Annotated in this window: 29 protein-coding genes; 12 read left to right on the forward strand and 17 right to left on the reverse strand. The window is 52.6% G+C overall.

Features of this window, described 5'->3' with window-relative positions; all coding sequences use genetic code 11:
- The first annotated feature begins 184 nt into the window (after positions 1-184).
- The gene (locus FED52_RS12960; RefSeq protein ID WP_138860133.1) at positions 185-619 is read left to right on the forward strand and encodes a DUF6188 family protein; all 435 of its coding nucleotides are present in this window, start codon (positions 185-187) and stop codon (positions 617-619) included.
- Positions 620-751: 132 nt separating this feature from the next.
- Here the strand turns inward: FED52_RS12960 and FED52_RS12965 are convergent, their stop codons facing one another.
- Genes FED52_RS12965 through FED52_RS12975 form a run of 3 tightly spaced genes read right to left on the reverse strand, consistent with a single transcriptional unit; the run spans position 752 to position 3,410 of the window.
- Complete coding sequence (locus tag FED52_RS12965; RefSeq protein WP_138860351.1) at positions 752-1,495, reverse strand: AAA family ATPase; 744 nt, start codon at positions 1,493-1,495, stop codon at positions 752-754.
- On the reverse strand, positions 1,486-2,763 hold the full coding sequence (locus FED52_RS12970; protein WP_138860134.1) for a sensor histidine kinase: 1,278 nt from the start codon (positions 2,761-2,763) through the stop codon (positions 1,486-1,488). The genes FED52_RS12965 and FED52_RS12970 overlap by 10 nt, the downstream gene beginning before the upstream one ends.
- Positions 2,760-3,410 carry a response regulator transcription factor gene (locus tag FED52_RS12975; RefSeq protein WP_138860135.1) on the reverse strand — a complete coding sequence of 217 codons (651 nt, stop codon included), beginning with the start codon at positions 3,408-3,410 and terminating at the stop codon, positions 2,760-2,762. Before FED52_RS12975 ends, FED52_RS12970 begins: the two co-directional genes overlap by 4 nt.
- 142 nt (positions 3,411-3,552) lie before the next feature.
- Between FED52_RS12975 and FED52_RS12980 the strand changes: the two genes are divergently transcribed.
- Complete coding sequence (locus FED52_RS12980; RefSeq protein WP_138860136.1) at positions 3,553-4,122, forward strand: hypothetical protein; 570 nt, start codon at positions 3,553-3,555, stop codon at positions 4,120-4,122.
- A gap of 28 nt (positions 4,123-4,150) precedes the next feature.
- Here FED52_RS12980 and FED52_RS12985 read toward each other — a convergent pair whose 3' ends face one another.
- On the reverse strand, positions 4,151-4,858 hold the full coding sequence (locus FED52_RS12985; RefSeq protein ID WP_138860137.1) for a hypothetical protein: 708 nt from the start codon (positions 4,856-4,858) through the stop codon (positions 4,151-4,153).
- 88 nt (positions 4,859-4,946) lie between these two features.
- Positions 4,947-6,857 carry an endonuclease MutS2 gene (locus FED52_RS12990; RefSeq protein WP_138860138.1) on the reverse strand — a complete coding sequence of 637 codons (1,911 nt, stop codon included), beginning with the start codon at positions 6,855-6,857 and terminating at the stop codon, positions 4,947-4,949.
- A 459-nt stretch (positions 6,858-7,316) separates the two neighbouring features.
- Between FED52_RS12990 and FED52_RS12995 the strand changes: the two genes are divergently transcribed.
- The 3 genes from FED52_RS12995 to nagE are packed head-to-tail and all read left to right on the forward strand — an operon-like array spanning position 7,317 to position 10,157.
- Positions 7,317-7,805: a PTS sugar transporter subunit IIA gene (locus FED52_RS12995; protein WP_167491860.1), complete on the forward strand. Its 489-nt coding sequence runs from the start codon at positions 7,317-7,319 to the stop codon at positions 7,803-7,805.
- A 19-nt stretch (positions 7,806-7,824) separates the two neighbouring features.
- Positions 7,825-8,673, forward strand: a complete 849-nt coding sequence (locus FED52_RS13000) for a PRD domain-containing protein (RefSeq protein WP_138860139.1) — start codon at positions 7,825-7,827, stop codon at positions 8,671-8,673.
- The gene (gene nagE, locus FED52_RS13005; RefSeq protein ID WP_138860140.1) at positions 8,670-10,157 is read left to right on the forward strand and encodes an N-acetylglucosamine-specific PTS transporter subunit IIBC; all 1,488 of its coding nucleotides are present in this window, start codon (positions 8,670-8,672) and stop codon (positions 10,155-10,157) included. The genes FED52_RS13000 and nagE overlap by 4 nt, the downstream gene beginning before the upstream one ends.
- 291 nt (positions 10,158-10,448) lie before the next feature.
- On the opposite strand, the gene htpX is transcribed toward nagE, so the two are convergent.
- Both htpX and FED52_RS13015 read right to left on the reverse strand, forming a co-directional pair.
- Positions 10,449-11,330: a zinc metalloprotease HtpX gene (gene htpX / locus FED52_RS13010; protein ID WP_167491887.1), complete on the reverse strand. Its 882-nt coding sequence runs from the start codon at positions 11,328-11,330 to the stop codon at positions 10,449-10,451.
- Between the two features lie 21 nt (positions 11,331-11,351).
- On the reverse strand, positions 11,352-11,900 hold the full coding sequence (locus tag FED52_RS13015) for a LemA family protein (RefSeq protein WP_034780526.1): 549 nt from the start codon (positions 11,898-11,900) through the stop codon (positions 11,352-11,354).
- A 138-nt stretch (positions 11,901-12,038) separates the two neighbouring features.
- Here FED52_RS13015 and FED52_RS13020 point away from each other — a divergent pair, with 138 nt between their 5' ends.
- Both FED52_RS13020 and FED52_RS13025 read left to right on the forward strand, forming a co-directional pair.
- Positions 12,039-12,491 carry an NUDIX hydrolase gene (locus FED52_RS13020; RefSeq protein ID WP_138860142.1) on the forward strand — a complete coding sequence of 151 codons (453 nt, stop codon included), beginning with the start codon at positions 12,039-12,041 and terminating at the stop codon, positions 12,489-12,491.
- Positions 12,482-13,666, forward strand: a complete 1,185-nt coding sequence (locus FED52_RS13025; RefSeq protein ID WP_138860143.1) for a M20 metallopeptidase family protein — start codon at positions 12,482-12,484, stop codon at positions 13,664-13,666. Before FED52_RS13020 ends, FED52_RS13025 begins: the two co-directional genes overlap by 10 nt.
- 10 nt (positions 13,667-13,676) lie before the next feature.
- Here FED52_RS13025 and FED52_RS13030 read toward each other — a convergent pair whose 3' ends face one another.
- The 5 genes from FED52_RS13030 to FED52_RS13050 form a co-directional block, all read right to left on the reverse strand.
- Positions 13,677-15,002, reverse strand: a complete 1,326-nt coding sequence (locus FED52_RS13030) for a hemolysin family protein (RefSeq protein WP_138860144.1) — start codon at positions 15,000-15,002, stop codon at positions 13,677-13,679.
- Positions 15,003-15,090: 88 nt separating this feature from the next.
- Positions 15,091-15,567: a DMT family transporter gene (locus FED52_RS13035; RefSeq protein WP_138860145.1), complete on the reverse strand. Its 477-nt coding sequence runs from the start codon at positions 15,565-15,567 to the stop codon at positions 15,091-15,093.
- An 11-nt stretch (positions 15,568-15,578) separates the two neighbouring features.
- On the reverse strand, positions 15,579-16,250 hold the full coding sequence (locus FED52_RS13040; RefSeq protein WP_084592951.1) for a Crp/Fnr family transcriptional regulator: 672 nt from the start codon (positions 16,248-16,250) through the stop codon (positions 15,579-15,581).
- Positions 16,251-16,261: 11 nt separating this feature from the next.
- Complete coding sequence (locus FED52_RS13045) at positions 16,262-16,687, reverse strand: DMT family transporter (protein ID WP_138860146.1); 426 nt, start codon at positions 16,685-16,687, stop codon at positions 16,262-16,264.
- Positions 16,688-16,796: 109 nt separating this feature from the next.
- Positions 16,797-17,456, reverse strand: coding sequence for a type 1 glutamine amidotransferase domain-containing protein (locus tag FED52_RS13050; protein ID WP_034780515.1), 660 nt, complete (start codon positions 17,454-17,456; stop codon positions 16,797-16,799).
- Between the two features lie 373 nt (positions 17,457-17,829).
- On the opposite strand from FED52_RS13050, the gene FED52_RS13055 reads away from it, so the two are divergent.
- Positions 17,830-18,936 carry a glycerol dehydrogenase gene (locus tag FED52_RS13055; RefSeq protein ID WP_138860147.1) on the forward strand — a complete coding sequence of 369 codons (1,107 nt, stop codon included), beginning with the start codon at positions 17,830-17,832 and terminating at the stop codon, positions 18,934-18,936.
- A gap of 17 nt (positions 18,937-18,953) precedes the next feature.
- Here FED52_RS13055 and FED52_RS13060 read toward each other — a convergent pair whose 3' ends face one another.
- Positions 18,954-19,424, reverse strand: a complete 471-nt coding sequence (locus FED52_RS13060; RefSeq protein WP_138860148.1) for a hypothetical protein — start codon at positions 19,422-19,424, stop codon at positions 18,954-18,956.
- A gap of 60 nt (positions 19,425-19,484) precedes the next feature.
- A complete protein-coding gene (locus tag FED52_RS13065; protein ID WP_034780509.1) occupies positions 19,485-19,703 on the reverse strand; it encodes a hypothetical protein in 219 nt (72 codons plus the stop codon).
- 200 nt (positions 19,704-19,903) lie between these two features.
- Between FED52_RS13065 and FED52_RS13070 the strand changes: the two genes are divergently transcribed.
- Both FED52_RS13070 and FED52_RS13075 read left to right on the forward strand, forming a co-directional pair.
- Positions 19,904-20,743 carry a M15 family metallopeptidase gene (locus FED52_RS13070; protein WP_138860149.1) on the forward strand — a complete coding sequence of 280 codons (840 nt, stop codon included), beginning with the start codon at positions 19,904-19,906 and terminating at the stop codon, positions 20,741-20,743.
- 78 nt (positions 20,744-20,821) lie between these two features.
- The gene (locus FED52_RS13075; RefSeq protein ID WP_138860150.1) at positions 20,822-21,157 is read left to right on the forward strand and encodes an antibiotic biosynthesis monooxygenase; all 336 of its coding nucleotides are present in this window, start codon (positions 20,822-20,824) and stop codon (positions 21,155-21,157) included.
- Here FED52_RS13075 and FED52_RS13080 read toward each other — a convergent pair.
- A complete protein-coding gene (locus FED52_RS13080) occupies positions 21,140-21,841 on the reverse strand; it encodes a CBS domain-containing protein (protein ID WP_138860151.1) in 702 nt (233 codons plus the stop codon). The genes FED52_RS13075 and FED52_RS13080 overlap by 18 nt on opposite strands.
- A 112-nt stretch (positions 21,842-21,953) precedes the next feature.
- Here FED52_RS13080 and FED52_RS13085 point away from each other — a divergent pair, with 112 nt between their 5' ends.
- Complete coding sequence (locus FED52_RS13085) at positions 21,954-22,682, forward strand: AzlC family ABC transporter permease (protein ID WP_205729345.1); 729 nt, start codon at positions 21,954-21,956, stop codon at positions 22,680-22,682.
- Complete coding sequence (locus tag FED52_RS13090; protein ID WP_138860152.1) at positions 22,679-22,981, forward strand: AzlD domain-containing protein; 303 nt, start codon at positions 22,679-22,681, stop codon at positions 22,979-22,981. Before FED52_RS13085 ends, FED52_RS13090 begins: the two co-directional genes overlap by 4 nt.
- A gap of 38 nt (positions 22,982-23,019) precedes the next feature.
- Here FED52_RS13090 and FED52_RS13095 read toward each other — a convergent pair whose 3' ends face one another.
- Positions 23,020-24,498: an HD domain-containing phosphohydrolase gene (locus FED52_RS13095; RefSeq protein ID WP_138860153.1), complete on the reverse strand. Its 1,479-nt coding sequence runs from the start codon at positions 24,496-24,498 to the stop codon at positions 23,020-23,022.
- A 111-nt stretch (positions 24,499-24,609) separates the two neighbouring features.
- Positions 24,610-26,397 carry a mechanosensitive ion channel gene (locus FED52_RS13100; RefSeq protein WP_138860154.1) on the reverse strand — a complete coding sequence of 596 codons (1,788 nt, stop codon included), beginning with the start codon at positions 26,395-26,397 and terminating at the stop codon, positions 24,610-24,612.
- Positions 26,398-26,518: the final 121 nt, after the last annotated feature.

A 26,518-nucleotide genomic window follows, 5' to 3' on the forward strand; every position in this document is an offset into this window, starting at 1 on the left:
CGAACGCGGAACCGGATTTGTCCAATCACTGACCAAACTTTTAACTTACTTGAAGTATTTTCCATAAGTTGTCGAACTCGCTTGTTTCTTCTCATATGAGTGATTTCACATAATCCTTTCATTTACTTTAGCGATGTAACGTGGAATGATGGAATTAACTAACCCATTTAAGCGAGGTGGAAGCGTGACCCGTACCGAACATCTTGAAGCAACACGGATTTTACAGCATTTGTTTAACGCGTCTTCCTTCGTCGGAATCGACTTCGGTTCCGGCCCCAATCATCATCTACTCTACTTCAACCGAGACGGCAACGAGTCGTGGCTCTCGATTGAAGGACCTTGGTACGTCCATTCATCGGGGCCGTCGTTCAACGAAGATGAACAACTCCATCACCTCGTCGAACTCCGACGTGAACGCGTCCGTTCCATCCTGTTATCTGAAGACAATCCCCATCTTGAACTGACATTTGAATCTGGAGCCGTCCTGTTCGTGAACGGCTATCACGAACAGTATGAAAGTTGGCAGGCCGGAGACGCCCGTCCGCTCGGAGGCGAACACTTCTTACTCGTCGCCATGCCTCAAGGGGACTTGGCCGTCTTTGCAGAGGAAGACGTCTGATGGCAGCCTGGACGGAGATTCTCACGTATATGTTGATTGCCGGTGGTGTCAGTCTCGCTATCATCGTCTTGCGCAAAGTCACGAAGTCATAAGAAAAGAGCGGCCGCGTCCGCTCTTTTCTTATTTCACCGTCTAATCCTCGAACAGGATGCGTTGCATCCGTTCCGGTGCCGCTAGAAAGTCACGCATGACACGGACGTGCTCGAGTTCGTCGAACGTCGTCGGCCGAAGTCCCGTCTCGACTTGGAGGATGTCGGCGTCCGGATACGACATGAGGATTGGTGAATGGGTCGCGATGATGAATTGACTGCCCGATTGCACGAGTTCATGCATGCGTGCGAGCATCGTCAATTGCCGCATCGGCGACAAGGCGGCCTCGGGCTCATCTAAAATATACAGTCCGCCGTCTCGGAATCGATGGAGCATGAGCGACAAGAACGCCTCCCCGTGCGACTGCTCATGGAGCGATCGACCGCCGTAGGACGCATAAAACCGTTCCGGGTCGGGCGACGTTCGCGCGATCTCATCCACATAGCTCGACAGTTGATATGCCGTCTCGGCCCGGAGGAAAAATCCGTCTTTCGGCCGGTACGCGCCCCGAATCGGACGGAGCGCCTCGAACAAAGAGCTATGCGTTGCCTCGGTCTCAAAACGGAACGTCGTCGCCCCACCTTCCGGATTGAATCCGGCGGCGATGGCCATCCCTTCGACCAACGTCGATTTTCCACTCCCATTCTCACCAACCAAGAACGTGACCGGCTTCGTCAGCGTCAATTCATCAAATCCATCAAAAATCGGTAGCGAGAACGGGTACCCTGGCTTTTCAATCCGATCTCGCTCTAAGCGGACACCCCGCAAAAATAAATTTAGTCCCATTCGATCCAAAACAACGCCCCCTCTCCCTCTCTCGATTCGACTCCGTAAACGAGTCCTTGAGCCTCGAGCAACAGCTTGTTGATGGCCAGACCAAGTCCGTGACCGTTCGAACGGTCCCCTTTCACATACATATCCCAGATGTTGGCGCGCATCGTCTCGGCAATGCCCGGCCCTTCGTCTTCGATTTCAAGCCGTCGCTCGGAGAGCCTGATCGTGATCACACCTCCTAGTGGACTGGCGTGATACGCGTTCTGAAGAAAGTTCGACAGCACACGCTCCATCGCCAATCGGTCCGCCTGGACGACCGCGTCCTCGACGAGTTCAAGTGTGACCGTCACTTCCTTATGACGGAACCATTCATCCATCCGCGAGACAGTCTCTTTGATCAATGCATCCAAACGAACGGACTCGAGCGAAAGTGTCACGTTGCCCGCGGATAGTTTGGAGTATTCGAGCATCTGACTGACGAGCCGATCGATCCGATCGACTTCCTCGGTTAAACTGCGACCCGTCGCCGCCACATCTTCTTGTTTGACGACACCGAGCTCGAGCATTTCGGCCTCGTTCCGGACAATGGCAAGCGGGGTCCGGACATCGTGCGTAACCCCTGAGATGAATGTATTTTGCATCCGTTCTTTCTCTTCGAGTGATGTGTTCATCTGACGGACCGCTTCCGTCAAATCGCCAATCTCGTCGTCGGTGACAGGCGGCAGTGTGATGTCATGCCGGCCCAACATGACGGCTGCGGTCGCCTGCTTCAACTCGACGAGCGGGGACGTCAAACGCCGCCCCATCCAATACGTCACACCAACGGCGACGATGAGCGCGAGCAAGAACCCGCTCCCGAGAATGACGTAGATTTGACGAAACTGCGGATTCGACAGCGGGACGGGTGCGTACGTCACGATTTGCACATCCCCCTCTTCCCGAAGGAACGTCAATAACCGCGCCCCGTTCACACTGACCTCATCTCGTTCAGAAAGTGAGTCTGGATCGAGGGCTGGCGACATATGTCGACGCATCCTGCCCCCACGATCAAGATTGACCGCTTCCCCGTCTTGAAACACGAGAACATCGAGTTGATTCGGTATGCCGCGTCCATCCACAAGCGCCTCATACACGATGTCCGCTTCACGCTCGAGTTGGTCATAGCTCTCCGTCTCCGCGAAACGCCCAATCAAGAGTGATGTCAGACCAAATGTGAGCACCGCCATGACGACGAGAGGGAGGATCGCGGTCCAGAGCAACTTCTTCATCAACCGGCTCATCGGACTTCCTCCAATCGATAACCGACGCGATGCACCGTCTTCAAGTACCGCTTCATCGTCGGCAATTTGTCACGCAACTGTTTGACGTGCGTGTCGACCGTGCGCGTGTCCCCGGCGAACGTATAATCCCACACCTCGTCAAGTAGGCGGTTGCGATCGAGCGCTTCTCCACTATGTTTCAAGAAGAAGAGGAGCAACTCGTATTCTTTATTGGTCATCCGAATCGCTTGGCCGTGATCGGTCACCGTACGGGATCGTGCGTCCACCATCATGTCGCCGAACGAGATCTCGTCCGTCTGTTTGACGAGACGTTTCAGGCGAATTTCGAGTTCTTTTAACACGATCGGTTTGACCAAATAATCGTCGGCCCCGAGCTCGAGGCCGAACACACGGTCATCCGCCTCTCCTCGTGCCGTCGCCAAGATGATGGCCGGTCGCGGCTTGAGCGTCTTCAATTTCGGGATGAGCGTCCAACCTTCCCCGTCCGGCAGACGAACATCGAGCAGGACCGCATCGAACGGTTGCTCGAGCTGCCGCTTCGCTTCGGCGAGTGTACCGGCCACACTGACGTGAAAACCCGCGTATGTTAAAAAGCGGGCGAGCCCGTCCGCTAATTTCGGTTCATCTTCGACCACAAGTACGTTCATCTCTATCGCCTCCACTCCCATTATATCGCATCGCGAAACGAACCCATCATTTCCCAAAGACAATTTGCAGAAACCTTGCAATTCCCTCACAACTTTTGATCACCCACGTCCTACACTTGAGGTAGTAAAGGAGGAGATTGACATGAAGACATCTAAATTAGCCATCGCCCTGGCCGGCCTACTTGCCGTCTCAGGAACCGGCGTCTATGCCGCCACGAACGACACGACAACGACCGACGGAACGGAAACGACGACCCAATGCGAACGCGGGGAACGAGGCGAGCGGGGCATGTTCGGTGACCGGGCAGCCGGTCAGGCCGCTTTGCTCGAGGCGCTCGGGTTGACCGAAGCCGACGTGGAAGCAGCGCGCGAAGAAGGACAATCGCTTCCTGAACTCGCGGAAGAAACAGGGATCACCATTGAACAGTTCATCGAGGCGATGATCACTTCTCATGAAGCGAAACTTGAGGCAGCCGTCGAATCCGGTGACTTGACGCAAGATGAGGCCGACGCGATTCTCGCCGACCACGAAGAACGTTTTGCTGACGTCACGAGTTACGACGACTTGGGTGACATGCGTGGCTTTGGCGGTGGACGTCACGGAGGTGGGCATGGCCCACATCACGATGGTCAATTCGGTGGACCGAACCAAGATGAGGACACACCTGCGACTGATAATAACGTAGACAATCAGAGTACCAATTCACTGTAAGCAAAAAGGCAACCGCGAGGTTGCCTTTTCATATGGCCAATAACAGTAAAGCGTACCCGACGAGCCCGACAGCGAACGCGCGAAAGCTGCTGTCCCGTTCTTCTGGTAGCTCTTCTTTCATGACGTTCAAGATGATCCCCCCGGCCAAGAACGCGACAATCATCGACAGCGTCACTTCATGGAGCGCTGAAAAAGCGCCGACTCCCCACCCGGCAAGTACGGCCAACGACAACCACAATCGCCCTCGCCTGTCGTACGACTCCTGATGGTGATGCCTCAGCCCCTGGTCGACCGTAATGAAATGAATCCCCAATGCGACAAAGTAGAGTGTCATTGCCCATGCCGTATCGAACTCGCTCTCCGCGAGCACATAGCCGATGCTGAAGTTGTAGACGATGAACAACGCCATGTGAATCCAAAAAACGCTGCCGTTGCCACGCCGTTTCATTTGCGTGGCCAACCGTTCCAAGCCATAAAACACTGCCAGACCGAGCATGCTGACGACAAGGATGTGATTCTCGATTGAAGCGAACAGGCCGCTCTCGAGATGTCCTTCGAGTTCTTGTTGATATTCGTTCAGTTCAGGCAAGAGATGAAGAAACACATACGCGACAGCGACTCCGCCGGCGAGTGACAGAAACCGGCTCCGCGGCGTCTCGCGCACGTGAATCAACTGTCCTGAAAAGTAGTGAATCAAGGCAAATCCGATGGCGAACAATAAACTTAACCAAAACATCCAGTCACCTCCGACACGTTACCCGTAAGCCGAACTGCTGTGATGACCCCGGTCCTTGTTCCTTACCCGAGTGTCCTGCCGGATACACTCATTCGCCTCGTTCGGCCCGTTGTCGCGCCCGAATCTCTTTCTCGACGCGACGGAGCGCCTTCTTCGAACCGCGGGCAAAGTCGTGGGCTTCTTTCCGGTCCCGATAATCGACGAATAACGTTTCCAGGTCATAACCAGCTGGATACAAGTCGAGCGCTTTCGCCTCGCGTCGAACTCGACGGAGCGGGTGCTCACTGAAAACACCGTCGACATACACGGTGACTTGGCGCAACGATTCATCCATCGCATAGACAAGACCAACTTGATTCGTCTCAAGCAGGCGGACCCGGTCACCTTTCGCTAGCATTTGGTCAGGTTCGACGACAGGGCGGACGACTTCTTGTGTCAGGCGCGTCGCATCAAGGAGCGACTGGTCATACGTCTTGTCGTGCATATAGCGGGCCGCCTGCTTCAAAATCGATTCGGGCAATTTCATTTTCCGGGCAATGAACAGGGCGTTGCTGTCGCCGGACTGCCCAATCAATAACCGATATTTCGGTTCGAGCGTGTCCGGGTCGAACTGCATGGCCGCATTCATGAAGTCCGGATGCGTCTCGGAGTACGCTTTGATTTCGCCGTAATGGGTCGAGGCGACGACGAGACAGCCGCGCTTGTATGCCTCTTCTAAAATCGCGATGGCGAGGGCCGCTCCCTCGTTCGGCTCGGTCCCGCTTCCGATCTCATCGAATAATAGTAATGATCGCTTCCCGGCCTTCTGCATGATGCTCGCCACATTATGCATATGGGCCGAGAACGTGCTGAGCGCCGACCCCATATCCTGATTGTCCCCGATGTCCACGAACACATCGTCAAACGTCGAGATGTCCGTATCGGGATGCGCCGGGATATGAAGCCCGCTCATCGTCATCAAACTGAGCAGGCCGATCGTCTTCAAGACGACCGTCTTCCCGCCGGCGTTCGGTCCGGTGATAATCAGACCGCGGTACGTGTCCCCGAGCGAGAAGTCGAGGGGAACAGCCCGTTCGAGAAGTGGATGGCGGACTTGTTTCAAACGGATGTTTCCGACGCCGTTCACACGCGGGGCGATGCCGTCGATGGCTTGGCTATACTTTCCTTTTGCGAACACCATGTCGTATTGGGCGATGACGTCGAGCGTCGCCTCGATGGTCGGTAACGCTTCCGCCACCATACCGGTGAGCGTGGCGAGCACTTGATAGATTTCGACCGCTTCCTCCGTCCGTTTGACGACGAGTTCCGCGTTCAGCTTTGCCACCGCTTCCGGTTCGATGAACACGGTCGTGCCGCGGCTCGACGTATCGACGATCGTCCCGGCGATTTTGTGTTTATACGACGCTTTGATTGGGACCGTGAAGCGGTCTTGTTTCTTCGTCACGAAGCCGTCTTGAATCGCTTCCCGGTTTGCGGCGCTCTTCAAGAACTTGCTCAACCGCTCCTCGATCCGTCCTTCGAGAATGTCGATTTGTTTGCGAACGCGTTTCAATTCTTTGGACGCCTCGTCGACGACCCGTCCCCCGCGAATCGATTGGACGATGTCTTCCTCGATGCTGCGCCACTCGCTCATCTCATCCGCGTAAAGGGACAAGAGCGGGGCAAAGAACGCCTGCTCGGCCATGAACCGCTTCAGTTTACGGGCCCCGCGGAAAAATTCGGCGACGGCTTCGAGTTCGCTTGCCTCGAGCTGGATGCCCCGGCTGATTTTACCGATGAGCGGTTCCATAGCAGACACCCCGATAAAGGGGACGTGTGACGTCGCGTCGAGAATCGCGCGTGCTTCCGATGTCTCTTGAAGCCGTTTTTTCACCGTTTGCAAATGGCTCGTCGGACGCTGATTTCGTAACAAGTTTCGTCCGAATCCGCTGATGCAGTAGCGTTCGACGTGTTGAATCAAGTCGTTGTATTGTAGTTTGTCTAATGTTTGTTCATTCATGATGGGGTCTCCTTATTTTGTGATGGAGATACCGCGCAAACAAAAAGCGTCGGCCGATGACGACCAACGCAAAAAGACAGACCGATGTCTGGCAGTTTATGAAGGGCGGTATCTGTAACAGAACATGAAGGCATGACAAAAAGACGCGTCATCCAACATTTTTCAGTTCGTTAGGCAGATACAACCTCACTCATTAACATGCAACACCTTTCTCATTTAGTTTCGACCTTACTATACAACAGATTTTCGAAGAAGTAAAATTTCTAGAGAACGCTTTCAAATTAGGTCTTGATATCTATACATCGGCGTGCTATCTTGAGGGTGACGAAACGAATAATGATCACATGTGACTGATTCGATCAGGCATGGGGTAAGACGAAAGGCTCACGCCACCCGTCTATACTCCATGCCTGTTTTGTTTTTTCACAATCATTTTTCAAGCGAAAGGATGATTCGAAGATGTTATTGAATAAGTGGATGAAGAGACATACACTGACACTTTATGCACCCATGGAAGGAGACATCATTCCACTTGAGGAAGTGACCGACCCTGTCTTCAGCGAGAAGATGATGGGCGACGGGATTGCCATCATGCCGACGAACGGAACCGTCGTCGCTCCGGCTGATGGGACCATCGTCCAAGTCGCACCGACGAAGCATGCCATCGGACTCCGTTCGGGAGACGGAGCTGAAATTTTGATTCATGTCGGACTGGACACGGTCGAGCTTGCGGGAAGCCCGTTCGACGTTCACGTCAAAGTCGGTGACACGGTCACGATCGGACAGCCACTGTTGACGGCCGACTTGGAACAAATCCGGCAAGCCGGAAAAGACACGGTCACCCCGATGGTCATCACGAACGGAGGCGCGTTGGAACAAGCTTACTCGTTCCATACAGGTGGCCCATCGCTTCCTGGGAAGACTGTCGTCGCTCAAGCGGAACAATGACTCCTCGATAGGAGGACACATGTTAAAAATCAAAAAGATTCTCAACAACAATGCGGTCATCGTCTCAGACGAGGGTGAAGAAAAAATCGCCATCGGACCGGGTGTCGCATTCAAGAAGGCACGCAACGATATCGTCAATCCGCATAAAGTTGAAAAACTGTTCGTCATGTCGGAGAACGATAAGTTTCAACAATTGCTGACGCGGATTCCAATCGAGCACTTCACGATTTCCGAAGAAATCATAACGTATGCGGAAAAGCGGCTCGAGACGACGTTCAACGAACACATCCATATCGTCCTCACCGATCACATCTCGTTCGCCATCGAACGCGAGCAGGAAGGGATATCGCTTCGGAACAAACTGTTGAACGAGATTAAGATTTTATATCGCAACGAGTACGAAATCGGATTATGGGCGCTTCACCTCATCGAGGATAAACTCGGCGTCAAGATGCCGAAAGATGAGGCGGCTTTCATCGCGCTCCACATCCATACACTAAAAGTGAAGGGAGGTGATTTACGCAAGACGGTCAAACAGACGACAATCGTACGTGACATGATTCAATCGATTTCGAGACGACTCGATCTATCTATAGAAGAAGATGACTTATCCTATCAACGCTTATTAACTCATTTACGATTCGTCATGGATCGGGTCAACCATTACGATCACCATACGATCGACGAAGATATGCTTCTGATGATTCAAACGAAGTTCTCGTCGGCCTATGCATGTGCGTCTGACGTCGCCAACGAAATGGAAGACTTATATGGCATCGTCTTGCCCGAATCAGAGCTTGGTTATATCACGCTCCACATTCAACGCCTGCAAGATCAACACCATCAAAAAGGAGGATATTCACAATGATGAACTTTTTACAACGTCTCGGACGTTCCCTCATGTTGCCGGTTGCCGTACTTCCTGCAGCTGCCATTCTCATGGGGATCGGTTACTGGATCGACCCGGTCGGCTGGGGTTCTGAAAACATCGCCGCCGCATTCTTGATCAAAGCCGGTTCAGCGATCATCGATAACATTCCAATTCTCTTCGCAGTCGGGGTCGCCCTCGGGATGGCGAAAAACCGTGACGGCTCAGCCGCTCTAAGCGGACTTGTCGCCTTCCTCACGGTCACGACACTCTTGTCTTCGGCAACGGTCGCCTTGTTCCAAGGTGTCGACGTCGAAGCCGTCAACCCAGCGTTCGGTAAGATTGCCAACGCGTTCGTCGGTATCTTGTCGGGTATCGTCGCCGCTCAAATGTACAACCGCTTCAGTCATGTGAAGCTACCAGATGCACTCGCCTTCTTTAGTGGGAAGCGTCTCGTGCCAATCATGACGGCATTCTCGATGATTCTCGTCTCGGTCGCCCTCTACTTCGTCTGGCCGGTCGTGTACACAGGACTCGTCGGATTTGGGGAAACGATCTCTAAAATGGGTGCAATCGGGGCAGGGCTTTACGGCTTCTTCAACCGTCTGTTAATCCCCACTGGTCTTCACCACGCCTTGAACTCGGTATTCTGGTTCGATGTGGCCGGCATTAACGATATCGGTAACTTCTGGTCAGGTGAAGGTGTGAAAGGGATCACGGGTCGTTATCAAGCCGGATTCTTCCCGATTATGATGTTCGGTCTTCCGGCAGCAGCCCTCGCTATGTACCATACCGCGAAAACAAAACGGAAGAAACAAGCGGCCTCGCTCCTTCTCGCCGCAGCGTTCGCATCGTTCTTCACAGGTGTCACGGAACCGCTCGAATTCTCGTTCATGTTCCTCGCACCAGTTCTCTACCTCGTCCACGCGGTCTTGACAGGGGTTTCCCTCTTCATCGCGGCGACGTTCCAATGGACGGCCGGATTCGGCTTCAGCGCCGGTCTTGTCGACTTTGTCCTCAGCTCACGGTTACCGCTCGCGAACCAACCGTACATGTTGCTCGTTCAAGGTCTCGTCTTCGGTGCCATCTACTACGTCATCTTCCGCTTCATGATCGTCAAACTCAACTTGGCCACACCAGGTCGTGAGTCAGACGAAGCGGTTGACGCGGTCGCAACGGAAACAGCACCTGAAGGTGAAACACGCACGGCTCCAGTCGCAGCCGGCGGACAGTACTCTGCCATGGCAGCGATGATTTACGATGGTCTCGGCGGCGATCAAAACGTCACGGGCATCGAATCGTGCGTCACGCGCCTTCGTGTCGATGTGAAAGACATGGATACGGTCGACCAAGCCCAAATCAAGAAAGCAGGCATCCCTGGTATCAAGGTTGTCAGCCCGAACCACATCCAAGTCATCGTCGGAACGAACGTCCAATTCGTCCTCGAAGAGATTGAAAAACTCCGGAGCCATCGCGCCGGGTAACTGACGAAAGCCACCTCGCGCGCGAGGTGGCTTTTTACTGCCTTTGCTCATATGTTAAGTTCAGCTCTTCTTTTTGACTGACATCAACATCAGCGAAACCGTGACTGAGTAAATCAATAAGAAGATGACAATGCCTAACTCAAGTGCCGACTCAAACATGAAGTCCCCTCCAATCCGTCCTCTTTTTACTATCATTCCCATTCAAAATCAATACAAACTGGATATGTGAAATAGGCTGATCCGATTCACGTACAAAGGCCCTCTTCCTAAAAAGAGGACCTTCGTTATGCACTACATACTTCTCAGTCTGGCAATCCGTTCAGACGGGTTCGGGTGCGTGGAGAACAGACCGCTCAGCTTTTTCTTGAGCGGGTCTGAAAAGTAGAGCGACGCCGAGGCACGTGAGGCTTCCTTCACCGGTGTCTGGATATTGGCGATTTTCTCGAGCGCCGATGCGAGGGCATCCGGATTACGTGTCAATTCGGCCCCGCTCGCGTCCGCCAAAAACTCACGATTCCGTGAGATGGCCAAGTTAACGAGCGTGGCAATGAGCGGTGCGAGAACCAACAACACGAGCCCGACAATCATAAAAATCGGGTTTTGGTTGTTGTCGCGGCGGCCGCCAACACTCCGGAAGAACAGCATCCGCGACCCGATATCGCTCATGATGGCGATGACCGAGACAAGGGCGAGCGTCACTGTCGCCAGTCGTACATCGTAATTTTTGATATGGGCGACTTCATGGGCGATGACACCCTCGACTTCTTCTCGCGTCAACTGGTCGAGCAGTCCAGTTGTCACGGCGACGGCTGCCTTTTCTGGTTTCAGCCCGGTCGCGAATGCGTTCGGGGACGCATCGTTAATGATGAAGATGCGCGGCATCGGGACGCGCGCAACCATCGCCATGTTCTCGACAGTGTGCCAGAGAAACCGATGCTGGTCGACCGATGTGATCTCTTGGGCATGGTTCATTTTCATGACGATGTTCGTGCTCGACATGATGACGATGCCGATATAAAACAGCGAGAATACCGGCGTGAAGATGAGTCCCGGGAGCGGGTCGCCATAATTCAAATACGAGATGACCACCCCGACTCCTAAGACGAGCAGGACAAATCCGGCCACGATGAACACGGTCTTGATTTTATTTTTACGAATCTGTTCATATAAAATCATCGTCGCCACTCCAATCCATTAGAATGAGACACGCACGTTTTCACGTTCTTCTTCACGCGCTTCGAGCATGTCGCGTTTTTCGAAGTTGTGAACGGAGGCGATGATGTTCGTCGGGACCGATTCGACTTTCGTGTTATATTTCATGACCGTATTGTTATATAACTGCCGTGAATAGGCGACTTTGTTCTCCGTCTGCGTCAATTCTTCTTGGAGCATCTTAAAATTCTCGTTCGCTTTCAAATCTGGGTATGCCTCCCGGAGTGCGAACAAATTCTTCAATGCGCCGCTCAATTGATCGTTCACTTCCATCTGTTCTTGACGGCTCGTCTTCGAACCGAGTTGATTCCGTAACTCAACAACTTTTGCGAGCGTCTCTTGTTCATGCTTGGCATAGCCCTTCACCGTTTCGACCAAGTTCGGAATCAAATCGTAACGCCGTTTCAGCTGCACATCAATCTGTGCCCATGCCTCGTCGACCCAGTTCCGATACTTGACGAGTCCGTTGTACATCGAAAAATAGATGAACGCCAAGACAACGATGATACCGATTGCGATAATCCAACCCATTTCGACACCTCATTTCATGATTTTCTCCTGTATTAATTCCCTTTTGTCGTATACCATAAGCATAACTTAGGGAATATGTAGAAAATGATTCATATATGCTGTGGGTTCTCTCACGAATTCATACAAAGGAGTGTCATCATGTCCGTTCCTACCATCGTTGTTGCCGTGAAAGCGGTGATTGTGCAAGACGACCACATGCTCATCATCAAACGAGCTGATGATGACGAGGTCAATCCCGGCACGTGGGAACTCGTCGGAGGCAAACTCGACTTTGGCGAGTCGCTCGAACACGCTCTTGAACGGGAAGTGTTCGAAGAGGCCGGTTTGCATGTGGCGGTCCAGCAATTGTTGTACGCCACGACGTTTTTGACCGCCCCGGATCGTCAAGTCGTCATCATGACGTACTTAGCTCACCCGGTCGCGACGACCGTCACCCTCTCCGAGGAGCACAGTGATGCCAGATGGGTGACGGCTGACGAAGCGCAAACCTTATTACATCGTCCGATTCTCGACGATTTGAATTCACACGACGTATGGACCTTGCTTCAACCAAAAATGATCAACGGACAGGAGTGTAAATCATGCTTGTGACTGACCTCGATTCACGCTTGACTGAGCTATACGACGAGATGGTGACGCTCCGCCGCCACTTCCATCAACATCCCGAACTTTCATTCGAAGAACGAGAGACACCTCAGACGATTGCAGCTTATTTGCGCGACCTCGGCCTCGATGTGCGCGAACATGTCGGTGGCAACGGTGTTGTCGCACGCATTCATGGCGGCGAAGGCCCGACCATCGCGTTTCGGGCCGACTTTGACGCCTTGCCGATCCAAGATTTAAAGGACGTCCCGTACCGCTCGAAAGTGAATGGCTCGATGCACGCTTGCGGTCATGATGCGCATACGGCGACGTTGCTCGTCCTTGCGAAAGCACTCACGGAAATCGACCTTCCGGGAGATGTCGTCCTCATTCACCAGTTCGCGGAAGAACTCGCGCCAGGTGGGGCCAAACCGATGATCGAAGATGGATGTCTTGACGGTGTCGATTATATTTACGGCTCTCATATTTGGACCCCGCTTCCATACGGGACGATTGGTGTGAAGACGGGACCGATCATGGCCGCGGCTGATCGCTTCGAACTGACCGTCAAAGGCAAAGGTGGTCACGGGGCCATCCCGCAACACACGGTCGATGCCGTCATGGTCGGAACGAATATCGTCAGCCAGTTGCAACAAGTCATCAGTCGTCGCATCGATCCGCTCGAACCGGCCGTCTTAACTGTCGGCACGTTCGTTGCCGGTCAGGCGTTCAACGTCATCGCCGATGAAGCGAAGCTGTCTGGCACGGTACGGACGTTCACACCGGAGACGCAAACACGCATCATCGCCGAGATGGAGCGGACTATCGCCCATATCTGTTCGGCGAGCGAAGCGCACTACGAGCTCGATTATATCCGGGGCTACCCCGCCGTGATCAACCATCCCATCGAGACCGATCACGTCCGTCGCAGCGCCGCTCGCGTCGTTGGCACCGATGGCGTCATCGAAATGTCCCCGCTCATGGTCGGAGAAGATTTTGCCTATTATATGCAACACGTACCGGGCAGCTTCTTCTTCACCGGAGCCGGTAACCCGGAAGTCGGTGCCGTCTTCCCTCATCATCATCCCCGCTTCGATGTGGACGAACGGGCGATGCTTCATACCGCCCGCGTCCTCATGCAGGCGGCATTCGAGACATGGAACGCGCCTAAAAAAGAAGACTGACGCCGCGGCGTCAGTCTTCTTTTGTTTGTTCAGGCAACATCGATACGAGCACTTGGTCAACACGTTTGCCGTCCATATCGACGACCTCGAATCGAAGACCATATGCTTCGACAACGTCTCCCCGTTTTGGGAAATCGCCGAGCGCATAAATAACAAGTCCGGCAAGAGTATGATACGAGTTACGCCCTTCATCAAAACGATTGTCTCGAATTCCGAACGTCCGCTTCAAATCCTCAATCCCGAGCAAACCATCGGCCAAGTACGAACCGTCTTCACGGCGCACGACTTCCGGTGTTTCTTCTTCAATCATCACTTCGCCGACGATTTCTTCTAGAATATCGAACAATGTGACCATCCCGAGGAATCCGCCGTACTCATCGAGCACGAAGGCGATTTCGACGCCATTCTTTTGCATCATCTGCAACACTTGGCTCGCTTCTCGCTGTTTTGGGACGATGAGTGGTTGTTTGATTCGCTTCAAAATTTGTGAGGGCTCCCGAAGCGTCGATAATGTCAAAATGTCACGGACATCGATATAACCGACGAACTCGTCGAGCGTATCGCGCCCGACCGGGAGTTTATTGTGTTTACTCTCATAAATCGATTTCTTGATATCGTCCATGTCGTCTTCAAGGTCGACCCATTCCAGCGTCGTCCGCGGTTGCATCAATTCATAAATCAGCTGGTCATGGAACGCAAACACACGCTCGACCTGCTGCACTTCTTCGTGTGCGAATGCCCCTTGCTGGGCTCCTTCGAACAAGAGTTGCTTGATTTCGAGCTCGGTCTCACCACTCGACTGCTCCGCTTTCAAGCCAAGCAATTTGAAAAGGAAGAGTGTCGACTTCGACAAAATCCAAATGAACGGTCGCATCACTTTACTAAATAAGTCGAGTGCCGGAATGATCGCCATCGTGACTTTTTCCGGAGCCACGAGCGCAATCCGTTTCGGCACGAGCTCACCGATGATGAGCGACAAATACGTAATAATCGTGACGACGACGACGTAACCGACGGTCGGTGCGTACTGGGGACTCATGCCAAGATTGGCGAACACATCGGCGAGCGGCGCCGAGAAACGCGCACCCCCGTAAGCCCCGTTGATGATCCCGATCAACGTGATTCCGACTTGGACCGTCGATAACAGGTCGGTCGGATCTTTTGAATACTTGAGTGCGATCTCGGCACTGCGTTTACCACGGCTCGCCTCGACTTCAAGTTTGGCCGGTTTGGACGAGATCAGTGCGATTTCCGTCATCGCGAAAATCCCGTTCAACACAATCAAGAATAAAACGATCAGTAAATCGATCACTATGGAAGAATCCACTGTTTTCATCACCTCTGCGTATATTTCGTACTACAATCTCATCATATCAGAGATTTGTTATTCACCTGTACCCGTTTCACTCAAGAAAAAAGCCCCTTCAACATGAAGTGGCTTCGGGTGCGCCTTCCTGATGCAGGGCCGCCGCTTGAGATTGTTTGAAGACGATGACGCCTAAGAGCAACACCATCAACCCGATGACCTGCCCTGGGGACAGTGACAACTGTTGCATCCCGAACGCTCCCGTTAGGTCGACGGCGAGCGCCCATATCAACTGAGATACGAGAATGATGGACACCGATAGCGTCGGTCCGAGCAATTGAATGCTTCGCATCACACAGAAGACGACACCGACCCCGAGCAACCCACCAAGCGCGTATATCGGCGAGATTTCGAATACGCCGTGAACATTACCACCGAACAAAACGAGTGGGACGAGCGATCCAAGCAAGCCGACAATGAAGACGAGCACCGTTGTCGCCCATGCCCCTAGATGGGCGTTCATTTTGGCATTGACTGCAGCTTGTACACTAATAAATGCGCCGGCTACCGCCGAACAGATGATTCCTACTATCATGAGTTGCCTCCTTATTCGTACAACATGCCATTGGCACGTTCTTTTAATCGAGTCGCATCTAAAATCGTTACTTTTGTCCGCGTCTTTTCGACGAGCCCTTCATCCGCGAACGATTGTAACGTCCGATTCAAATGACGATAACTCGTCCCGAGCCATTCCGCCACTTCTTTTCGTTTCAACTGACTCATCTCGTCTTGGAACAAGTCGTTCCCTGATTCGCTGAGCGAGACGAGATATCCCGCCAATCGTTCTTCGAGTGTCGACATGAGATGGTTCGACGAGGCATTCGCCTCGATGAACAGTTTCTCAGATACGCCGCGCAGAAGATGCTCCGTGAACTCGATCGTTCGGTTATGCGTGCGGAGCACATCAAACGGCACGCGCAGACAGGTTACTGCCCCGACCGCCTCGACCGTGTGGAGTACGTTGCGTCCGCTGGCGTATTCGATATCCCCAATCAATGTTGGGGCCATCTTTAAACGGAGCAAGCGCAACTTGCCTTCCTCGCTCAACGTATAGATTTTGACACGCCCTTCTAACACGACGAAGAGAGACTCGATCGGGTTATCGTTCGTGCAGAGCATCGCTCCGGACGGATACGTCACAATCGTCGATGCCTCTAATGTTTGTTCCGAGAACAGGTGGGCCCACCCGAGTCGTTCTAGTGCTGCCTCTACTTTCATCCGTCTCCCCCTTACGTGAACGTGTAAATGCCAATCCCGGCGACCATCAAGGCAAGTCCTGTGAGCTGACCTTGGTTGAGCGGTTTCCGTTTCACACCAAACCATCCGTTCACATCAATCAAAAACGCCCCGATCAATTGGGCGACGAGCAAGACGCAGATCGCCCAAGTCACACCGAGCTGTTGAATAGCGGTCAGTTCTCCGAAAACGACAAACACCCCGAACAGACCGCCCAAGCTATAGTACCAAGGTACGTGCCGAAACGCCGTCATGTCTGCATCCCGCTTGAACGCATAAATGAGAAGAGCAAGTACAAGACCAACGAGGTGAACGACCGTGACCGACATCCAAGCACCGACCGCGTACCCGAGCTTGGCATTAAAGATCCCTTGCAATGCGATGAACGTGCCCGAAAGCACGGCAAATAACAGACCCATCCGATTTCCTCCTATCTCCTCGTCTGACTTTACGTGAGATGAGAAGGCTTGAAAAGGACATATGTCCGAAAAAAAGACAACTTAGGAGTAACCTAAGCTGTCTGTGGGATTATCCGAGCAATTTGACGATTTCTGCCCCGACTTGTTCTGAAGATTGCGGATTTTGTCCGGTAACGAGACGTTCGTCGACCGTTACGTTGACAGCCCAGTTGTCTGCGCCATCAAATTTTCCACCGCGCTCGCGCATCGCCGATTCAAGGAGGAAAGGTACCGCTGAGTCAAGCTGCATCTCGCGTTCCTCGGCATCCGTGAATCCTGTCACGCGCTTGTCTTTGACGAGCGGATCTCCGTTGCTCAAATTAACGTTGACGAGTCCAATCGGTCCATGACAGACGGCCGCGACGACGTTTCCGCCTTCATACGTATCACGGATGACACGCTGTAACGTTTCACTGTTCGGGAAATCAACGACCGTGCCGTGTCCGCCTGGAAGGAAGACTGCGTCATACGTGTCATCGGCCACTTGATCGAGTCGCGCCGTATCTTTCAACAGGTGCTTCGTGTCCAACACCTCTTGCGGCAAATCGCCTTCTAGGCTGTTCGCATCGATTGGCACGTCTCCACCTTCGATGCTCGCTACTGTGACTTTATAACCTTGTTTCTCGAATTGAAGATACGGTGCAGCAAACTCCTCAAGCCAAAGCCCTGTCGCGTGACCGTTCTCCAGTTGATTCGCAGAAGTCGTGACAATCAGTACATGTTTAGACATTGCAAATTCCTCCTTCTAAATTAAGCATACGAAAGAGTTGTTCCCGCTGTGAGTTCATTCAAACCTTGTAACTCTTAACGCTACTCTTTTTTTGACCAGGTCCTATTTTTAGAACGGCAGAAATCCATCCACCATCTATACTGGTCTCATCAGCTGGCAGGAGGGAACGACCGTGATGAAGCATGTACTCGACTGGGGATTTCTTGCCGTCGTCGCTTTGATTGTGTTACTCGTGATTATTGGCGGGTTGTGAATAAAGCCCAAAGCAGTTTCACCGAGATGTCACATGTAGGACTGTTTGAAGGAGGGGCTGTATCGGGAACAAACCTACTGTTGTCCTGTCGTCACTGTTACTTTAGAAAGGATGTTGAATATGTCAGAACGCGTATTTATCAGTCCGGCCAAGTACGTGCAAGGAAAAAATACAATCGATCGCATCGGGGAGCACGTTAGCCATTTTGGATCACAGGCTCTCTTGATTGCCGATGACATCGTCTGGCGCTTGATTGGGGAACGGGTGACCGATTCACTCAAGTCGAGCGGCGTGAACGCAGAAAAGGCCGATTTTGTCGGGGAAGCGTCCCGTCACGAGATTGAACGGATCGCCAAAGCGGCAGCAGAGAGCCATACTGCTTTCGTCATCGGAATGGGCGGCGGAAAAACGCTCGACACGGCCAAAGCTGTCGCCGACGAACTCGATGCCCGCATCGTCATCGTCCCGACCATCGCCTCAACGGATGCCCCGACGAGCGCCTTGTCCGTCATCTATACGGATGAAGGAAACTTTGAGACGTATCGGTTCTATAAAAAGAACCCGGATTTGGTCCTCGTCGATACGAAATTGATCGCCGAGGCCCCGGCCCGATTCCTCGCCTCGGGGATTGCCGATGCGCTCGCGACATGGGTCGAAGTCCGGAGCGTCCTCGCCTTCGGTGGCAAAACGATGGCGGGTGGTGTCCCGACGATTGCGGCGGAAGCCATCGCCAAACGCTGCGAAGAGGTGCTATTCGATTACGGAATCCCTGCTTATGAATCGGTGAAGGCCAAAGTCGTCACTCCGGCACTCGAGTCCGTCGTCGAGGCGAACACACTTCTAAGTGGTCTCGGTTTTGAAAGCGGCGGGCTCGCAGCGGCCCACGCCATTCATAACGGCTTCACCGCCCTCCACGGAGACATCCACCATTTGACGCACGGGGAAAAAGTCGCGTTCGGCACACTCGTCCAACTTGCGCTCGAAGGCCGAACGCAGGAAGAGTTCGACCGCTACGTCGCCTTGTATATGGCGCTCGAGTTGCCGGTCACACTCGAAGACGTGAAGTTGAAAGACGCTTCCCGTGAAGACATCCTAAAAGTCGGTCAAGCGGCAACGGCGGAAGGTGAGACGATTCATAGTGGGTTCGATGTGACCGCTGAACAAGTGGCCGATGCCATCATCGCGGCCGACCGGTACGCTCGTCTCTATCAAAACAAATTGCAGTGAACAAGAACGAGGAACGGCTAGTTGAGTCGTTCCTCGTTCGTTTGTTTTCGCGTGACGAAGGAAAACGCTACCCCGATTGCCATGCAACTGACCGTCAAGACGAAAAACGTCAATTGGTTCGCATAAATGATGTTCGTGAACTGGTTCCATCCTGAGGCGTACGCCGCATTCTCAGAAGCACGGATTCCAGCCCGGAGCGAAGCCGCTTGACCGGCGTTGATATATAGACCGATTCCCGCCATCACGAGGCTTCCGGCTAAAAGACCGACTCGTCCCAGGCGATGAACCGATTCGACCGCACGCCGAGCAAGCCGAATCGTAATCCAGATGAACAACAGGACGAACGGCCAACCGATGAGCAAGACGAGCACGTAGGAATTCCCTTCACCCGCCGTTTCTGTATAGGCGGCAGTCATCGTCTCGCCGAGTTTGAATAATACAAACGTTATGAGCGTGATGATGAACCACGCCTTGATCAATTTCTCCATGACAACACCTCACCCCCAGTATAGCAAAAAACACCATGCGCTTTCGCACACGGTGTCAGGTCAGGCTTTCGGACGGACTGCATAGTAAATCAAGATGACGAGCCACGTCCAAACGCCGGTGAAGATCCCGATAATCCCGACGATAAAGAACCCGAGCGGCATCATCGACTTCGTCCGATCATAGTCTTTCCACATGTTCGATAACCCTTTGATGTTGAAATACAAAAAGGCGAAGAACAAGACGAGCAACAATAACGGTAAACCAAAAATGAGTTCCATACGCTCACTCCTTTCTAGTCTCAACCATCCTCTTACATTCAGTGTACTACTTCCCGCTCTCCATCACATCGGACTCGCGCAGTACAGGAAGCAGGTCAAGAGGCGGAGACAGTCCTGTACACTATTCCCCAATTTCTCTTCTTTTCATCCCCTTAAAAACCGGGAAAAGAAGACTATCCAGCAAAAAGGGGGTCTTTCCTGTGAAGCTCATCCGTGTACTCCTCGTCCTGTTGCTCGTCTTCCCCACCACGTCCACCTTTGCCGCGACGCCTTCACCTCAGCCAGGCTATACCATCAAGACGACGAAATTGTATTGGCGGGCGATGCAATCGTCTCCGGTCGCCAAGACGCTTTTGACCAATACGCCTGTCCGCTACACGACCTACAACCGAAGCTGGTCGAACGTCTACATCAATGGCACACGCTACTACACTCCGTCTAGTAATTTGAAAGCCGGGATCCCAAACCTTACGGCCACAGAACGGCTTCGACTCGTCAATAAACAACACGGACTATCGAGCACGTATCGCTCTCGTCAACTCGTCACGTTGACCATCCCGACCGTCTACACGAAAGGAAGCGAGCGAACTCTCATGGCCGCTGAAGCCGCTCACGCGCTAGCCCGCCTCTATTACGCCGGGCGAAAAGAAGGCCACACGTTGTATGCCCTCAGCGCCTATCGCTCCTACGCCACCCAAAAATCACTCTACATGTATTGGGTCAACACGCGAGGCACAGCGTACGCCTCAAAATATGTCGCCCGTCCTGGATATAGTGAGCATCAGACCGGTCTCGCCGTCGATATGACGAGTGCACGCATGCAGATGGGACTCTATGCCTCGTTCGACCAGACCCCAGAAGGCAAATGGATGCTACAGAACGCACACCGTTACGGATTTATCGTCCGCTATCCGAAAGGAAAAGAGAAAATCACCGGCTACAATTATGAACCGTGGCATCTCCGGTACGTCGGTGTGAAAGAAGCGACGACGATGAAACAACAAAATTGGACGTTCGAGGAGTGGTGGGCCACACGTTGATGCGAGCATCTCGAGCGAGGCATCGATCGTGTTCCATGTATAATGAACGCGTACGATATCGCAGAGGAGGACATGTGCATGTGGATTGTCATGAACAAACTAGACGTTGAAAAAGGGAAAGTTGAGGCGGTCATCGCTCGTTTCCAAACGACGAAAGGCATCGAGTCGATGGATGGGTTCGTTCGGATGCAAGTGTTGACCGATACGTCGGACGAGACGAAAGATCAAGTCGTCATCATGACGACGTGGCGCGATGCGGCGAGCTTCGAAAATTGGCGTGATAGCGGAGCGTATAAACATGCCCATAAAAAACGGGACGACGGTACTTCTGAAGTGAAGCCCATCGTCCTTGGAAACACGGTCACCCAATATGAGGTCGCCATCGAGCACGGCGCCTCAACCGATGACGTATAAAATATCTTGCGGCCGGATGATCCCGAGCAAAGGTTCATCTTCTTGTCCTGTCTCGGTAATCAATAAGGCATCGAGACGGACGCCGTCCTTCATACTGATAAAATGATGGTGCGCCTCGATGACCGACGTCTCTTGCGCGATAAACCGGTACCGTCGCAGGTGCGGGTCGTGATGGAGTACGTCCTTGACTTGAACGCCTTCGAGTGACACATGTGGCCCGTCGACCGTTTCGGCGAGCCAACTGGTCACTCCTTTTTTCGTCAACAACCCTCGCCACGACCCGTCTTGGTTATAGACGGGGAACTGCGAATAATTCTTGTCTCGAATCTCACCGAGCACGGCGACCAGCGAGTCATCGGCGTTGAACGTCGCCACGATTTTACGGAACAGCGGGATGACTTGACGCGGGTGAAGCAACTCCCGTTCGACTTCAAGAATCAACTTGACAATCGATTCATGCGGTTCGGCGATAATGAAATCCGGCTCACGCCGCTCGTGGACGATGGCGTTGCGCAACTGACTCATCTGATGTAAATCTTCTTTATAGCGTTCGATAATGGGATTATGTTTGGCGAGACGATTGACCATGTTGCTGAAACTGAAATGCTGGCCGTCCCCCATCTCGCGACTCAAATGATCCTCGATCCGGTGATACGATGCGATAAATTCTTCAGCACGACTCATATATTCACACTCCTTATCGCCTATATATACCCTATTTTTTTCGGGTTCGAGCAGGAAAGCGTGACCCAACCTCGAATCCACAACTAATCATCTCTGAAATGGAGGGGTTCTCATGGCAACTCCGGTCTCGCAAATGACACCGATCCCGAATAAGGACGCCTTCCGTTCCGGCATGCGGGCCGGTATACCGGTCGCTGTCGGCTATATCCCGATTGCCATCGCTTTCGGGCTGCTTGCGAAATCATTCGATATGCCAAACGTCATCACGCTCGCCATGTCTTTATTCATTTTCGCCGGCGCCAGTCAATTTATTGGCGTCCAACTGATCATGGCCGGTTCGATGTATTGGGAGATTATCTTGACGACGTTCATCCTGAACTTGCGGCACTTCCTTATGTCGGCGTCGTTGTCCCAGCGTCTCGAGACGACCTCGAATCGATTTCTGGCTGCCATCGCGTTCGGCGTGACCGATGAGACGTTCAGTGTCGCCTCGACGCGTGACGAGTCGACGCGCGGTCACTTTGTGCTCGGGCTAAACCTAATCGCCTTCTTGGCTTGGAACGTCGGAACATGGATTGGCGTCTTTCTCGCCTTCGGCTTGCCCGCCTCGGTCCAAGCGAGTATGGGCATCGCCTTGTACGCCATGTTCATCGGCCTACTCGTCCCATCCCTTACCTGCAAACCGGTCATCGTCGTGGCTGCAATCGCCGTCTTGACTCAAGCCATTCTCTACTTCGGCGTCTCTCCATTCATCCCGCTGTCGTCCGGCTTGAGCATCATCTTGGCCACGATTGTCGCCGCTGGAGCCGGAGCCTTGCTGTATAAGGAGGACGAAACATGATCAGCCTCTTGTTGCTCGTCCTTGCCATGGCGCTCGTCACATATATCCCGCGACTCGTGCCGCTGCTTTGGCTCCGGGACTTGAAATTACCTCCGCTCTTGAAGCGGTTTTTACTCTTCACGCCTTATGCGGTGCTCGCCAGTCTCATTTTCCCGGGCATCCTGCAGGCAACGACCAGTCTTACGTCAGCTTTAGCGGGTGGGGTGGTCGCCGCAACGCTCGCATTCCTTCGGGTCAACTTGATGCTCGTCGTCATCGGCGGCATCGTCGGGGTGTATCTCATTGAAACGTTCCTTTAACAAACAGGTCCGCCCAATTGTGGGGCGGACCTGTTTGTTTAAGCAGAGATGGCCTGACGTCGTAACCTAATGAATACATCGACGAACGCCGGATCCCACTGTGTACCGCGACCGCTCTCTAAAATCGATAGAGCCTTCTCGACTGGCATCCCGTCCCGATATGGACGGTCAGAGGTCATAGCGTCATATGCGTCGGCGATTGCCATGATACGACCGAAGAGCGGAATCTCCTCTCCGACCAACCGATCCGGATATCCGGTCCCATCAATCCGTTCATGATGGGACCGGACACCTGCCAATATCGGTTGTAACGCAGCCGGTAGGGAAATTTGATTCAAAATATGAATTCCGATGGTCGGGTGTTCTTGAATTTGCGCGAACTCACGATCCGTCAGCTTCCCTTCCTTCAACAACACATCGTCACGGATACCAATCTTCCCGATATCATGGAGTAGCGCCGATTTGCGGAGCAGCTCGATTTGTCCGGCCGGCAACTGGAGCGCCTGTGCCAACTCGACAGAATAGGTGGCGACTCGCTCGGAATGCCCGGCCGTATACGAATCCCGGGCATCGAGTGTTGCAGCGAACAAGACGAACAGACTGTTCAACAGTTGCTCGTTTTCCGCATCTCGATACGTGACGTTCGTGACCATCTGATTAAAGCCCGTGACGAGTTGGGCGAACTCATCCGAGTAAGGGTTATCAATCTGATTCAATCGTCCGGCATCTAATGCGGCGACCCCTTCGGTTAATGCACTGATTGGACGTTTGATGTTGTCATACAGCAAAAAGCTGCTAAACGTCGCGACCCCGATGATAACAACTAAAATCACAGCCGCCCACTGCCAGTATGCATCGACCTGATTGACAGTCGACAGTTGCACCCCGGACGCGAGGATGAACAATGCGACCGGGAACACACCGATGACGAGCATGCTGATCAATAGTTTCGTCCGGACGCTGATGGAGCGATACGTCGCTTGGAGCGGCCGCCCGTACAAGTTTCCGCTCATCTCCTGCAACTGAAGCAACAACGGTTCAACCGAGCGATAGGTCAAAAAGAATTCAATCAACGCATGCAAGATGGCGATTAAAATAGCACCGAACGCCGCCAAGCCAATCAACCGATACGGCAAGTCAATCCACCTTTGTTCGATGGCGAGTGCCGTCATACTCATCGCCGGCACGGACAAGCCGAACAAATGTGGACCGAGAATCCGTTTCACCGTCAACGTAGGAAAGTGACTCGTTTGATCGAACGCCTGTTGAAGCTCCTCATACGTTAGTGTCTCTGTTTGAAACACACGACAGATCGGCCGGATGTGACGCCGATAAAGGAGCAGTTCAAGCCCAATCATCATCATCCCGGACAGCCCCATGATAGCCAAGAGGATGAGCATCTCCGTCTTGGATAAATCGAGCGTCTGAAAGATGAACAGCCCCCCGACACCGAACACGGCGATACCTGAACCCCATATGTAATTCATGATTAATGTGTGTTGAAATCGTTGAAACATCTTCCCCTCACTCCTGCCTTCTTACCACCTGTTTCTTATTATATCGACAAAAGTGACACTATTTTACAGCAAAACAAAACGGGCCCCAATATAGGGACCCGTCATTCACTGTTATGGACGAAGTGGACCTTCGTTGTCATCAAGTGAACGGTTATCTTGATCTGGTGTGATGTTGTCATGGAACGGATTCGGTTCTGGACCGTCTACGTTCGTCACATCAGATTGTGGGGCTTGGGGCCGATTCGTTTCACGCTTCAACTCTTGTTTCGTTTGATTCGCTTCACGTTTCGACTGTTCCACACCTTGTTTCGCCTGTTGCTTCGCAGCTTCGGCTTCTTGATTCATCTGTGCTTTTTCTTGCTCGAGACCTTCTTTCGATACTTCTGTCTCATCGATTCGTTTCTCAGCTTTCTTCAAGTATCGAGCCGCTGTCTCACGTCCGCCAAGACCGAAGGCAAGGCCGAAGGCGAGAGCAACCGCACCGAGGATGAGCAAGAATGCCGTATTGACGATTATCGGTGCGATGCCGAGTTGGCTGATCGCCATGAAGAAGGCGATTCCAAGAATCGCGTACTTCGCGACGTAGCGCAAGACGCTCGGTTGACCAGCTCCATCTACGAGCACACTGCCGACGAGACGCTCTGCCATGTTCGCGAGCCAGAAACCGACCGCCAAGATGACGATGGCTGCGATAACCATTGGCAAGTAAGCAAAGATTGCTGTTGCGAGTGAAGCCATAAAGTCGAGGTTCGCGACTTGAAGTGCTTCCGATACGAACAACAAGATGATGATGATTTGAACGATTGTTCCGATCACTTGTGCGATTGATGTCGATGACGACGAGCGACCACCGAGACCCATCTTACTAGCGAGTGAGTTGACGCCTAAGTTCTCAAGGAGAGACACAACGACGCCTTTCAACCATTTAGCAAGGAAGACACCTGCGAGAATCAAGACGATGGCCACGATGATATTTGGAATCATTGCCAAGACGTCGTTGAGCATCGAGATGGCTGGATCCGAGATTCCGCGAATATCGAGCGCTTCAAGCGCTGAAATCGTGACCGGGATCATAATCAAGATGAAGACGATCGTACCGACCACTTTCGCGAGACTTGACCCTTTCACGTAATCAGCCAAGTGAAGTTTCTCGGCGAAGCGGTTAAGACCTGCCGCTTCCAAGAACTTCGTCAAAATATCGCGGACGATTTTCGCAACGACATAACCAATCGCGAAGATAAGGGCTGCAGCGACAAGTTTTGGAATGAAGGCAAGGAAACTGTTCAACAAGTCTTCAAACGGACCGCTGATGCCTCGTAACCCAAGCGCATCGAGTACCGCTGGAAGAGCTAACAATAGGACAAGGTAAAAGACGATATTGGCGACCGTGTCGACCCATTTCGTCTGATTGACGCTCGTCGACTCTTGGCCTGTCTTCTCCATCAACTTGTTCAAGTTGAGACGATGACCTGCCATTTGAATCCCTTTTTTCAAGAGCGTGGCGATAATCCATGCGACGAGCAGGATGAGACCTGCTTTAATCACGCCTGTGATCAAGCCAGAGAAGCCGGCATAGATTTGACTGAACGGTTGAGCGACAGTTGGTACGTTCAAGAATTCAAAGATAATTAAGAATGCGAGAAGCAGTACGCCGAAGAAGACGACTTTTGCGATGATGCGTTCAGGCGTCCACCGCTTTTCCTCTCTTGCAGGCTTTCCGGGTTCACCTTCTTGTTTTACCCCTACACGGTCGTCAAGGCGTGCTTTGCGAAGCGCTTTGCGCGTCACGTTTTCTAGAACTTTCGCCAAAATGAATCCGACGACAAGAATAAGCAATGCGAGCAAAAGCTCAGGCAGCCATGACATGAACGTGTTGAAATTATAAGTAGTATTGTTCATTTAACATCTTCCTCCAATCTCTTTTTGAAATGATTTCATTTATTTGACTCTTTGTATAAATACCAACATTTGCAGTTGCCTAAACCTTGCCAGTTCTTATTCCTCTATACATGATTCAAGT

The organism is Exiguobacterium mexicanum (genome assembly GCF_005960665.1).
GTDB lineage: Bacteria > Bacillota > Bacilli > Exiguobacteriales > Exiguobacteriaceae > Exiguobacterium > Exiguobacterium mexicanum_A.